The 12,339-nt window shown below is 40.6% G+C and carries 11 protein-coding genes and 1 pseudogene; 3 read left to right on the plus strand and 9 right to left on the minus strand.

Annotated elements, in window-relative coordinates; genetic code table 11:
* Positions 1-168 precede the first annotated feature (168 nt).
* Positions 169-922 (plus strand): annotated as a pseudogene (locus ACMHKH_RS13785) (integrase core domain-containing protein).
* Positions 923-1,013: 91 nt separating this feature from the next.
* Here ACMHKH_RS13785 and rluF read toward each other — a convergent pair.
* Positions 1,014-2,000 (minus strand): 23S rRNA pseudouridine(2604) synthase RluF, encoded by a 987-nt coding sequence (gene rluF / locus ACMHKH_RS13790; protein WP_413521205.1) that lies wholly within the window; start codon positions 1,998-2,000, stop codon positions 1,014-1,016.
* Between the two features lie 206 nt (positions 2,001-2,206).
* Positions 2,207-2,998: an aspartate dehydrogenase gene (locus ACMHKH_RS13795; protein WP_413521206.1), complete on the minus strand. Its 792-nt coding sequence runs from the start codon at positions 2,996-2,998 to the stop codon at positions 2,207-2,209.
* Positions 2,999-3,467: 469 nt separating this feature from the next.
* On the opposite strand from ACMHKH_RS13795, the gene ACMHKH_RS13800 reads away from it, so the two are divergent.
* The gene (locus ACMHKH_RS13800; protein ID WP_413521207.1) at positions 3,468-3,944 is read left to right on the plus strand and encodes a nucleoside deaminase; all 477 of its coding nucleotides are present in this window, start codon (positions 3,468-3,470) and stop codon (positions 3,942-3,944) included.
* A gap of 128 nt (positions 3,945-4,072) precedes the next feature.
* Here the strand turns inward: ACMHKH_RS13800 and ACMHKH_RS13805 are convergent, their stop codons facing one another.
* The 3 genes from ACMHKH_RS13805 to ACMHKH_RS13815 all read right to left on the minus strand — a co-directional run bounded on the left by ACMHKH_RS13805 (position 4,073) and on the right by ACMHKH_RS13815 (position 7,226).
* Positions 4,073-4,786, minus strand: a complete 714-nt coding sequence (locus ACMHKH_RS13805; RefSeq protein ID WP_413521215.1) for a DUF6977 family protein — start codon at positions 4,784-4,786, stop codon at positions 4,073-4,075.
* Positions 4,787-4,969: 183 nt separating this feature from the next.
* Positions 4,970-5,659, minus strand: coding sequence for a hypothetical protein (locus ACMHKH_RS13810; RefSeq protein WP_413521208.1), 690 nt, complete (start codon positions 5,657-5,659; stop codon positions 4,970-4,972).
* Between the two features lie 247 nt (positions 5,660-5,906).
* A complete protein-coding gene (locus ACMHKH_RS13815; RefSeq protein WP_413521209.1) occupies positions 5,907-7,226 on the minus strand; it encodes a short-chain fatty acid transporter in 1,320 nt (439 codons plus the stop codon).
* A gap of 359 nt (positions 7,227-7,585) precedes the next feature.
* On the opposite strand from ACMHKH_RS13815, the gene ACMHKH_RS13820 reads away from it, so the two are divergent.
* On the plus strand, positions 7,586-9,484 hold the full coding sequence (locus ACMHKH_RS13820) for an autotransporter domain-containing protein (RefSeq protein ID WP_413521210.1): 1,899 nt from the start codon (positions 7,586-7,588) through the stop codon (positions 9,482-9,484).
* A 159-nt stretch (positions 9,485-9,643) separates the two neighbouring features.
* Here the strand turns inward: ACMHKH_RS13820 and ACMHKH_RS13825 are convergent, their stop codons facing one another.
* From ACMHKH_RS13825 to ACMHKH_RS13840, 4 genes are all read right to left on the minus strand, one after another.
* On the minus strand, positions 9,644-10,282 hold the full coding sequence (locus ACMHKH_RS13825; protein WP_413521211.1) for a hypothetical protein: 639 nt from the start codon (positions 10,280-10,282) through the stop codon (positions 9,644-9,646).
* A 298-nt stretch (positions 10,283-10,580) separates the two neighbouring features.
* Positions 10,581-10,706 (minus strand): hypothetical protein, encoded by a 126-nt coding sequence (locus ACMHKH_RS13830; RefSeq protein ID WP_413521212.1) that lies wholly within the window; start codon positions 10,704-10,706, stop codon positions 10,581-10,583.
* Positions 10,707-11,165, minus strand: a complete 459-nt coding sequence (locus ACMHKH_RS13835; protein ID WP_413521213.1) for an alpha/beta hydrolase — start codon at positions 11,163-11,165, stop codon at positions 10,707-10,709. It lies immediately after the preceding gene.
* 43 nt (positions 11,166-11,208) lie between these two features.
* Positions 11,209-12,120 carry a hypothetical protein gene (locus ACMHKH_RS13840; protein ID WP_413521214.1) on the minus strand — a complete coding sequence of 304 codons (912 nt, stop codon included), beginning with the start codon at positions 12,118-12,120 and terminating at the stop codon, positions 11,209-11,211.
* Between the last annotated feature and the right edge of the window lie 219 nt (positions 12,121-12,339).

Here is a 12,339-nt window from a genome sequence, read left to right on the forward strand (position 1 = left end):
GCTTTTTATTATGCACGCTTCATTTAATGGGTCTATCAGGCATTGTTACTTCTAATGTGTTTCATCAGAATTAACTGTAGCAAATATCAACTACTTTAATTTTGAAGTAATATAAAGGTGAACCGCCCCGAGATTGTCGGAGACTCAACATTCTGAGAGAATGCGACAATGAAAACACGAAACTACACTCCCAAAATTAAAGAACGCGCCGTTCGCATGCTGATTGAAGCGGCAGGCGACTATCCTTCCACCTGGTCAGCGATTCAAGCCATTGCCCCTAAGATTGGTTGCATACCTGAAACTCTACGCTCGTGGCATAAAAAGCACATCGATCAAACCATTCCTGCAAATGTTCAAGCTCAAAGTCAAGAGCAACGTATCAAAGAGCTTGAACGTGAGAATAAAGAGCTCAAGCAAGCCAACGAAATCATACGCAAGGCTGCTGCTTTTTTCGCCCAGGCGGAGACGGGCCATAGTCGATTTTATTGATGACCATAGAGATAGTTATGGGACCCTAGCCATCTGTCGAGTACTACCGATTGCCCCATCAACTTACTATCGCGCTAAAGATTTAAGCGACAACCCCAAAGATGTCATTCATCGCAGTGATCGAGAGGTTCAGTATTTATCCATTCGCTACACAGATAAGATGGCTGACTGCGGTGTGATTGCGTCTGTTGGCACTATGGGTAATTCTTATGACAATGCACTGGCTGAAACGGTCAATGGGCTTTACAAGTCTGAGGTGATTTATTATTTGAAAGAGAGCTGGACTGGCGTTAACGATGTTGAACTGGCAACCCTTGAATGGGTAGACTGGTTTAACAAAAAACGACTACATAGCACGATTGGTTATGTGTCACCTTTAGAGTTTAAAAAACGGTATTATGATAGTTTAATCCTGTCAGGCATTGCTGCCTGACTCCACTAAATCCACTTCCGATAAAGTCGGGGTGGTTCACTTATCAGGTGTCCTAATTAGTTAACCACTACCAATCAATCTATGGTTTTGATTACCGCGAAGAACCGCGACCTTTTGCAGGGCGCTTGCCATTGGTAGCAGGTTTGCCCTTGCCGCCGGATTTCTTGCCATCACTAAAAGGACGCCAATCCTTAACTTTAGAACCTGCTGGTTTTTTAGCGCCATCTTTGGAGTGTTTAGCATTGCCCTTTACTGCGCCCGCTGATTTTGAAGACGCTTTTGCTTTTGAAGAATCATCAGTATGAGATTTTTTTCGAGGCGTATGACGAGATTTTTTAGCTGGAGCCTTGTCTTCCGAAGAAGAATCTTCTATCGATTTAAGTAAAACAGACAACTCTTTTTCCGTTAGATCTCGCCAATCTCCAACAGGTATACCCTTAAGGTTCACATTCATAATCCGCGTACGCTCAAGCTTTACAACTTCATAGCCAAAGTGCTCACACATACGGCGAATTTGACGGTTTAAACCCTGTACTAGCGTGATGTTAAAGACGTTAGGCGACACCTTAGTAACAGGACATTTCTTCGTCATCTTCCCTAACATAGGCACGCCACCGGCTAAACCCTCAATAAAACTGTCCGTTATCGGCTTATTCACTGTCACCACATAATCTTTCTCATGGTTATTACCAGCGCGTAATACCTTATTAACCAGATCACCGTTACTGGTCAAAAAGATTAAACCTTGGGAATCTTTATCCAAACGCCCAATCGGGAAAATACGTACACTATGTCTAACAAAATCAACAATATTATCTTTCTCGGAGCTTTCCGTGGTACTAACAATACCGACTGGCTTATTCAACACAATAAAAACAAAATCGTCGGCTTCTCTCGGCTCAATAAGCTGACCGTTAACTTTCACCGTATCTCCGGCAACCACTTGTGCACCCACCGCAGCACGCTTGCCATTGAGGTACACATTGCCTTGTTCAATAAAGCGGTCAGCGTCGCGTCGAGAGCAAATACCACTTTCACTGATGTATTTATTTAAACGAGTCGAGGAAGTGTTAAACATAAAGCACCCTTTTTACCTAATAAAAAGCCTTTCTTACTAAGAAAAAAGCCTAAATTGAATGAATCATCAACAACGAGATGACTGACATTATATAGGAAGTTCAGTACCTATTTAAGGCGATAGGCAAAAACCTAGAAATATACCTACAATCGTATAAAAGGTTATTATACAAGCGTGGCTTTTTCTATAGTAATTTTAATTATGCCTTATATTTGTATAACCTCATCAATCTGACAGCATAAACGTAAAGCACTAAAGGCCGCTAAGCTCGAAGTTTTAGGGTTTTCGGCCAATGGTAATCCCGTCATACTAATCTCAAGCTTACCGAATACTCCTGCAGCTATTATATGATGAATGTTGTGCTCAAGCGTTGGGTCAGCGATTAACTCTACGGTCGTATTATCAAGACCAACGCCTGCCAGCGCAATAGTAGCGGCAACGTTTGAATTATCAGGGAATAAAGCCGCAGCTTCTCTAGCGGTTCCGGTAAAAAATACAGTAGGCTCTATTAAATTATCGTAGTCAATAAGCTGGTCAGCATGACTGCCTTGCCAGCTCGATGGATGCTTTCGACCTTGATAAATCACCTCACTGAGTCCTGCTAAACTCGCAGCGTTGATACCATCAATCCCAGCAATTGCCCCTGCTAAAATATGGATTTTTACACCATGTGCTTCTGCCGTATCAGCGAGCAATACAGCAAACCTCTCATCAGTGAAGGCACCGACAGAGATAATGCCAAGTGGGATGTTCTTTTGCACTATTTTAATAGCATGTTCTTTTAGCCCATTCTGGCCCGACATCTCAATTGCTAAATCAGGGATTTTTACCAAGTCGTCTACCGAAGTAATCACCTTTATCGACTCGCCTATTTCAGCTTTTATACGCTCTGCGCTTCTGTGGCTTACCAATACTGCCGAGAGTACAATATTTTTAGGTAGCATCTCATGTACTTTTCTCGCCATAGATCCATAGCCTATGAAGATTACGCTTTTCATACCTACTCCTGTTTATTACTTTTTATGCTGCTTTGCTCAGGCTATATAATTTTTTGATATTTGCATTCAGCCGCCTAACTACAGATTAAGCATATTTCTTACTAAAGCAGTGATGTTAATTGATGACATACGCTAAGACAATTATATAACCTTTTATGATGTTATTAACTTTGGCTTAAGACAAGCTTCTAGCTAAGACGCCAATACCGATCTTATTTTTACCTTCAGGCTGCCGGATTAAAACATCTCAAGTCTTGATGCCTACGAATTTAAAAGCATTGCTCAGTTGCCTTGACAACCCTCATAGAGATGGCGATACTCTGTTGCGGCAATATAAGCCATGAATCTCAATCACCCTAAAAAAGCGCTGTCTGCAGCGTATTTAGTACGCTTATATCGTAGCGACTTTATTGATTGCTTTAGTTAAAGTTTGAGATAAAAATAATACTGATTAATAAAGGAATAAATAATGGACAACCAGTTAACCGATTTTGATAAAAAAATGATAAAAAGATCTATTGAGCTTGCGATTGCAAACGTAGAAAAAGGTGGTGAACCTTTTGGCGCAGTTTTAACAAAAGGTCAAGAAGTGATTACCGAAGCCGTCAATGAGGCTTATATACATCAAGATCCTACCGCCCATGCAGAAATGCAAGCCATTCGTCAGTCTGGCGAAACCCTAAATCTTCCACGTGATGCTGATATTACCATGTATGCAAGTGGCAAGCCTTGTGGCATGTGCATGGCAGCCATGCTACAAGTTAAAATATCACGTGTGGTGTTTGCAGCAGACGACGAACTGGGTAATGCCTACGGATGGGGTACAGCGCCGCTGTATGAAAGCTTGAAAAAAGACTTTGGTCAGCAAGGTATTGAGGTTATAAACTGCCCTGATCCTAAAAGCAAAGATGCGTTTAAAGCCTACGAGAAAAAACATAAGGCTTAAACTATAAGCTTACTAGGTGAGTGCTATATTTAGTTATATCACTTATCCTCGTCTTAGCTTATATTCTGATAAGCCAGATACCTTATGTAGCTGGCTTTTTTATTAAGAGAATAATATGAGTTGAGCGACTAGATCCAACCCGGCTCCAAAAGATGCTCAGTGTTGCTCACTTTAAATTCATGATATAAGTCAAAAAATACCGCTGGGTCTTCAACATTATCGAGCAGATCTCGTTTATTAAGCGCCACAAACATCGCAAGCGCATAAGCTGCAGAGTGGATAGACTTTTTAGGATTAAACTCCATATCAGTAAAAGCTTGATATTGCATCACCTCTTCATGCAGCTGAGAGTTTTGCTTTAGCGCGTTGACATACAGCCAATCATAAAACGTCGTTAAAGGCTCGACGCTCCACTCCATACCAAAATAATCATAGCCAATAAGTTCACCCGAGGTTATTAAGCGCTCATCCTTTTTAGCCTGTCTTGGCGGCGCTGTTAGCAAGTCGGTATAGGGGCCTCCATCCTCAAAAACCATACTGCTTTGGAAAGCATTTTCGACACTATAATGCTGCCCATCTTGTTCATTAGTAAGCTGCAAGCTTAATGGACTGAGCGGAAAACTTAACTTATTACCAGATTTACTTGATAGCTCTAAGACGTGACTAAAACCATATTTTTTGCGAATGACTTGATGCATATCATGGATAGATTTTTTCTTTTGTCGACTCGCAAATCCCACATGGCGCTCAAACCTAACCATATCTGTTTTTACCAGATTGTCACTGTTGACTCTCGGCATGAATACAGGTTTTTGTTCTACAGCGTTTTGGGTTGGTTCCATAGGGTTGTGTCTTTCTTGCATAGTAATATGCCTTATATCAATGTTTTTTTATAACTGATCTTTTACAACTGAGCTTGTACAAGCCTTCTTTCATAACCGGCTGTAGTATCAACAGCTGTTAAAGATGATTATCTTTTGGCTGTGATTGGATGTAGGATGTTCCCTAATCTCGCCTCTTGCTTATTACTCAGCATCATCTAGTAATTTATTAAGCGTCTCTATCATAGCGTCATCTATGATGTTTTCTTCTACATAATCTACCATCTGATAAACAGTCGGTAGATCCATTGCACGAATCCCTAAGCTGGCTAACTGCGTATTAATCGCCTTTAAACCCTGCTCATCTTCGGCGCCATCACTCGCAAACCAATACATCTGTTCTAGCAAGGTATCTTGTTTGGTTAATGTTGAATAGCTATCGCCATGAATAAATAAATTAAAATAATAAGGTATCTCAACCTCATTGATAAAAAAGGTACGCTTACAATCGATGGTATAGGCGTTTGCTGCTTCGGCATCAATACCATCAGTACTTTCATCATTTTTATCACTTTCTTCTGGTTCAAGCTCTTCTTTTACCAAGCCCTGTAGTAGTTGGTAGCGCCCTACTTTAATTTTGTGATTATAAATAATACTGGCGTCTGCAATTGCTTCAAAGATAATGGCACTGACATCTAGCGTATGATTATCAATATCATAGAAGCTTTTTAGCGCAGGTAAAAATTCGGTCAGCTGCTTTTCTGGCACTGGGATTAAAAACTGCTGCTCATATATTTTAATCATATCTTCAGGCGCATAAGTATTGGCAGTATCAGTCTCGTTCCTACCAGTAGGCTGCAACGGCAAAAAATTATACGGGTTATCATTGGTCATTCGGGACGGCCTTTTATATGTGTTAGCTTTAATAACTATCTGCTATTAAAAATAATAAGTGTTTTCTGAGCGCAAACAGACCTTTTAAGGGGTGCTTAGAATTTATGCGGCTATTGTCGCTTATCTGGACAATTTTAGATAGACAGCGATAGATATAGCACTTGAATTATTTGCATAAAAAAAAGACCTTACCCATTAAACAGGCAAGGTCTAAACGCTAGGTTATACCGCTAAGGCTAGATTTTAATTACAAAAACAGTAAGCCTAAACCAATTACAACGCCACTAACCACCAATACAATCACACAAAAACCCATGATATCTTTGGCTTTTAGCCCAGCGATTGCCAAGGCTGGTAATGCCCAAAACGGCTGGATCATATTTGTCCACGCATCACCCCATGCAACTGCCATAGCAACTTTCGCTGGATCACTGCCCAGCATCTCCGCGGCTTCTAACATAATTGGCGCTTGAACTGCCCATTGTCCACCACCTGAAGGAACAAAGAAATTGACGAGTCCTGCACTTAAAAAAGCAAAAAGCGGTAATGTTTCAGCTGACGATATATTGACGAATGCATCTGACATCACGCCTGCCAAACCGGACGCAGTCATCATGCCCATAATTCCTGCATAAAAAGGAAACTGGACAATAATAGCACCGGCGCCTTTAACCGCTTCTTGAACAGCAATCAAATACTTGCGAGGCGTGCCATGAAAGATAATTCCAAGGAACAAAAACATAAAGTTGACCAAATCCAGGGTCAAGGCAAAGCCATTTTGGACAAAATAATAAAAGATAAAGGCAATACCTAATGCGCCAATAAGCATAGATATCATCCAGCTATTTTCCAAGCGCTCTGCTGGTGTCATCTCCGATTTTGCTCGTAGCGGCTCAATAACTGGATCAATTAGAAGCTTTGGATCGACGGTAACCGTATCTTCTTTTTTTGGCATCATCAAACGGTTTAATAGAGGCACGATGATAATTAAGGCTACAACAATAATTAAGTTATAACTGGCAAAAATCGTCTCACTGGTTGGAATAATGCCAATTTTATCGGCGAATGGATGTCCTTCTGTGGCAATGGATAGTGGAATAGAGCCTGAAAATCCAGCATGCCAAATGATAAAGCCAGAATAAGCACTGGCAATCAGCAAACGGTAATCGACATGTTCAACACGCTTTGCCAGCTCTTTAGCGAATAGTGCCCCAATCACCAAGCCAAATCCCCAGTTTATCCAGCTTGCTGCAAGTGATACCAAGGTGACCAAAATAATCGCACTGCCTGGTGATTTTGCCAAACTTGCCAGCTTACCCAGTCCTTTTTTAAATATTGGACTACTTGCTAGTACAAAACCTGTGACCAACACCAACACCATTTGCATAGAGAATGCAAGTAATGCCCAAAATCCTTCTCCCCAAAACGCCACCATCTGTACCGGTGACGAGTCAGTTAACCCTAAGCCGAGTGCAAAAATCACTACAGTTAGGATAATCACGAATAAAAATGGATCTGGTAGATATTTCTCCATCAAACTATTCGAAAAACGCGTAATCCCTTTCATATTATAAGTCCTTTTTTTATTTGAATTTAAGTCTGCATGACCTGCCTAATGCTACCTCATTCTCCTTTTTTGTTCTTGTTCATTTAGCAAAAATACCTCTATTATTTTATCTCCAAACAGCTAATTATCCAGATACGTCTTTTTTAACTCAATATCTAACCTCAAAAAATACAAACAATTTCGCTAAATATTTTATTTTCTTATGTATAAATACTCACTTACAGCAATTTACTTCAGCGTTTGTTATCTCTCAGCTTATTCAACTTATATTGAGGATTGCACTGAATTAGATTGCCAGCTTTTTCAAAAGCAGTTACACTTCCTTAATAAACCGCTACATTCACGACAAGGAAGTCGATATGCCTCGTAATACCTCTCGCGCTATGGTTAACCCTACTGCCCTTAAAACATTAACTAAAAGTATGCTTGCTATTTCACTTTCTATAGCAGGTATAGCGCATGCTGAGCTTTATAGTAGCGTGACATTTTTTGGTGACAGCTTGACCGATGGCGGCTACTTTAGCCCTATTACCCAAGGCACACCTCCTTTAGGGCTGGGTCTCAACGAATCAGGTCAATTTACCACCAATCCTGATAATACTTGGGCGACCTCATTTGCTGAGCAGCTAGGTACTAGTTCTGTTGCCAATACTGTTGGTGGGGCGCAAATCGGCAATAACTATGCTATTGGTGGTGCTAGAGCTGGCGTAGATATCGTTAATACTGACTTTGGAACCAATATTCCTGTTGCTTCTGTCAATACTCAAGTTAATGGTTATCTTACTAATAAAAAAGTTGATCCAAACGGCATGTACGTAGTGTGGGGAGGCGCAAATGACTTACTTGCAGCAGCTACCAACCCTGCTACTGCTATTAGTACGGTTTCATCAGCAGCTGGCAGCCAAATTGCTGCTATTAAAGCGCTAAAAGATAATGGCGCAAATTATATTTTAGTACCAAATATTCCTGATATCGGGCTGACACCTACTGCTATCGCTGCAGGAGCAGGATTTCAATCGTCTGGTACGATGTTAGCAAATCTATATAACCAATCTATGTATAGTGGTGCTGTCGCTACCGGCGCAAATATCATACCGCTTGATACTTTTAGCTTATTACAACAAGTCGCTGCTAATCCAAATGCTTATGGTTTTACGAATGTTACTCAAGCAGCTTGTACGACAGCAAGCTCACTGCTATGTGGATCGAACAACTTAGTCACGCCAGGCGCTAATGAGAACTACTTTTTTGCTGATGGTATCCATCCCTCAGGTCGCGCGCACCAAATGATTGCAGATTATGCCAATGCCGTTGTAACCGCACCTAGCTTAATTGGCGTGTTACCGCATATCGCGACGACAGCAGGACTAGCCACCAACGAGCGCTTACAATCTCATATCAATCAAATCCAAAGTAGTGAGCAGAAACTTGCCCGTAACTTGTGGGCAACCGGTGAATTTGAAAATCAAGATATTGCCGGGTTTGAAGGTGATAGCAATACGCAAGTATTATTGGGCGTAGATTTTGCTCATCCGAATTCGGCAAACGCCGTCACAGGCTTATATGGCAACATCACCCAAAAGGAGTTTGAGAACTCAGGGGTGCGTACCGGCTTAAGTAATATTGAACTAGAAGAAGTTGGCTTCGGTATTTATCATAGCAATACGCTAGACAATCTTGGCGGTATACAACTTAATGGCTCTGTTGGCTTTGGTAATATGGATGTCGATGTCACACGCGCAGTCACGCTTGGCGGCAATAGACAGGAATTTAAATCAAATGCCGATGGTAAGCGTTATTATGCCAATATACAGGCAGGATATCCGATACAGCTCAGCAGCCTTGCTATCACGCCATATATCGGTGCAACGGCTAGCCGTGTGAGATTGGATGCGCTAAAAGAGCAAGAAATGTCTGGCATCGCCATGCAGTTCGACGAGCAGAAATATACCACCACTTATGGTAAGCTTGGCGTCAAAGCCAATCATAATCTAGTCGACACGCTTAATGTATTCGGCGATATTCATTATCAAAAACAGTTAAGCGACAACCGTGAAACCGCTTCTGCTCGCCTCAATACCATATCAAATATCAGTTTTGATACGCCGATGGTAGAAACTGATGATGATAATTTTGGTATGACACTAGGTGTATCTAAAAGCTTTGGTCTGCTCAATGCCAATGCTGGCGTCACCCATTCACAAGGCGATGATGACAAATCAACCAGTATATTTGTCGGGCTTAGCGGCGCATTTTAACCAGTATTAATAACGCAAAAAACCGCCAAATACTCAATAGCATTTGGCGGTTTTTTTTAAACGATGTTTTAATGACTTTTCATTCAATTGAACTATCATCTTATTTATAATACCCACATGACACTTTCATCTTAGCTTACTTATTTTATAAAGCTTGTATCAAGCTTTAGTAGTACTTGGTAATTTATACATCACTCTATCCACCATCTCGTCATTTTGCATGATAGTTAATTGATAGCCTTTTAAAATGCCATCATAAGGTACATTGCCCTCATACTTCCGATAATGCTCACGGATACTCTTCTTAATCAGTGCTTCACGCTCTGCTTCACTCAGTTTGGCGAATCCACTTGGTAAATGTACACGAGTAGACAGTGAAGCACCCCAACGAGACAGCCAATTTGAGCTGCCATTAAAGGTAAAATCCACATCGGCTTGCAGGCTATAGCTAGGCAGCGGTTGAGAAACACGCGCCAAACCGTATTTGATTTGAGCGATATTTTCTTCAAACGCCTCAGCATTCATCTCGAGTACTACAAACAATTTTTCTAAGAAGCTATCAGGCGTAAAGTACGCATCAATATAACTGCTATCAAGACCCAATGTTGCGCTAGACAATACATGACGCAGACGATCACAGGCAGGAATGGTGTGTTTTAATGGGTAACCCATCGCTTTGATGATATCTTGCGGACGCTGCTCACGCTTATCGATTTGAGTAATAATAGATTGCGCAAGCGAGTGCCGCGGTCTATAACAACGAGTATATTTTGAATGAGCAGCAGGGAGAGTAAACAAGTGAGACTCCTATAACTCCGACAATAAAAGTATGAGAATAAGCCAAATTCGGCAAATCAAATAAGGCATGGATGACTTTGTCGGAGAAAAGGCTCATGCGCTTTACCAGGGTTGTTTTATATCGTGCTGGAAGTTGCAAGATTGGTTGTGCTGTCATTGATGACTAATTCAGAATGACAGCACAACCAACCATTAAACCCACGATAGCTCTTAACAATCGTTGCTAATAACGATCTCTAATACAGATTCTTAATAAAAACCTTTAATAATGATAGCACATCAGATTATGCTATGACTGTTAATCTTCGCCATAAAACATAGCAGTATCTATCCAGACCAGAGGATCTTCGCACAAATTCAATAGATGACTCCAAATCTCACTACTGCGAGCGATACGGTGATGACCACGCTCAAAGTATTCCACTTACCAATTTGCCGGTAAATTCACTAACGTACGTCTGGCAACTGCCACATCCAAACATTCATCATCCACTTCGACCATCACTCGTGTCATCTCAGGGTTTGATGTTGGGAAAGACGTTTTCATATCAGCTACTTGTGGAATACGATCCGCTAAAACTTCACTGGGGTAAATGCAGGGGGCAATTAATAGCGCCCGTAAGTTATATTTATGGGCAAAGTGATTGGCAAACCAACCGCCGAGTGAATGCCCTGCCAATACCACTCTAGGATACTCTTTTATTTTCTCTTTAATCAACGCATCGTAAATCTCGAAAACTGCTTCAAAATTATCTCGATAATTAACCGTTTGGCAGTATTTAGGCTCGCGTGTGATACAGGTATATTTACTGGTCTCACAACTTGAATCAAGACCATGAAAAAACAGTAAAAACGTGTCGTTATTTTCAATAGGAAACATCATTACACTCTCCTTTTTTTATTGTTTTTTACTCATTTTTTAATGGTTATTTTTTATTGTTAGCCAGCCATTCTTGGTACAAAGCAAAAATCTCAGTACCAGCTTCTACTGATACATTTTTCGTAAAATCTTTATCAAACCAAAAATCATAAACGGCTTGGACAATGGCTTTCACTGCTTGTACATCTTCAGGGTTTGATTCTTGGAGTTTATGCGCGATATCCTTTGCTTGGATATCCGATTCATTGTAAGGCGCACTCCAGCCTATACAATAACGATAAAGAACGTCATTAATCGCCAGTACAAATAACGCACCCGCTATACCCAGCGATTCGATTAATCTATCGAATACCCAACAGCGCTCTTCATAAACTGAAGGTTCAATCGGCATATCAGTACGTTCAGTTAGAAAATTACAACTGACCATATGTGAGGGTTTGCTAAAGTCATCCCACAGCAGTGGATACGCCTGTCCAATTCCGCCTTTTTCGACCACATTAAAGTGCCAAATGCCAGAGTGTGACTCAACACCTTTATAAGGCACATCAATAAACCACTGCATCAGCTCATCACTGTCATACATCATATGATAGCTCCCGATACGCACCCCTTGATTGGGCAATACATCGGTATATAAGCGATCCATATCGTCACTATAAAGTTTTATTTTATCCAAGTTTTCAGCACTGACATCACCAAGCTTAGCCCTTGCTTCATCTATGTTTCGATACAGCCTAAACGGTGCTACAAAATGTAGCGTCTGCTCCGTGTTATTCACAAAATAAATATCATCTTCATAATTATTAATAGACAAGCTTTTAAGATAAAACAACGGGGATTTTCGTACGCGCCCCTTTTCATCATTTGCGAGTGCTGTTATACCCGCTAGGTTTACGCCGTCCAACCACTCAATATTGTTTATACGTTTTTGTTCAAAAATATATTTTGTGTTTGTCATAGGATTTTCCTTATTATTTTAAATGTAGTTTGGTAGCAGCATTTTTAATTGTTATAACCTGAATTTTAAGTCAGCCGTGTCTGTTCGCAGCTTTTTGAGTAGCGTTATGAAGATGCTATTATTAGTTTTAGTAGAATTTTTAGTTTTTGAGCGATTGAAGTAATCAATTAAGTATATGTTTTTTAAACAATAAAAAGGGCACTAGCCAAATATGTATAT

It is taken from the genome of Psychrobacter glacincola (assembly GCF_965118485.1).
GTDB classification, from domain to species: Bacteria; Pseudomonadota; Gammaproteobacteria; order Pseudomonadales; family Moraxellaceae; genus Psychrobacter; species Psychrobacter glacincola_D.

What these genes read in the sequence shown, in the direction of transcription:
- ACMHKH_RS13795 (WP_413521206.1), bottom strand. Translation starts at nt 2,998, where the DNA reads ATGAAAAGCGTAATCTTCATAGGCTATGGATCTATGGCGAGAAAAGTA.
- ACMHKH_RS13820 (WP_413521210.1), top strand. Translation starts at nt 7,586, where the DNA reads ATGCCTCGTAATACCTCTCGCGCTATGGTTAACCCTACTGCCCTTAAA.
- ACMHKH_RS13800 (WP_413521207.1), top strand. Translation starts at nt 3,468, where the DNA reads ATGGACAACCAGTTAACCGATTTTGATAAAAAAATGATAAAAAGATCT.
- rluF (WP_413521205.1), bottom strand. Translation starts at nt 2,000, where the DNA reads ATGTTTAACACTTCCTCGACTCGTTTAAATAAATACATCAGTGAAAGT.
- ACMHKH_RS13835 (WP_413521213.1), bottom strand. Translation starts at nt 11,165, where the DNA reads ATGATGTTTCCTATTGAAAATAACGACACGTTTTTACTGTTTTTTCAT.
- ACMHKH_RS13815 (WP_413521209.1), bottom strand. Translation starts at nt 7,226, where the DNA reads ATGAAAGGGATTACGCGTTTTTCGAATAGTTTGATGGAGAAATATCTA.
- ACMHKH_RS13810 (WP_413521208.1), bottom strand. Translation starts at nt 5,659, where the DNA reads ATGACCAATGATAACCCGTATAATTTTTTGCCGTTGCAGCCTACTGGT.
- ACMHKH_RS13840 (WP_413521214.1), bottom strand. Translation starts at nt 12,120, where the DNA reads ATGACAAACACAAAATATATTTTTGAACAAAAACGTATAAACAATATT.
- ACMHKH_RS13805 (WP_413521215.1), bottom strand. Translation starts at nt 4,786, where the DNA reads ATGGAACCAACCCAAAACGCTGTAGAACAAAAACCTGTATTCATGCCG.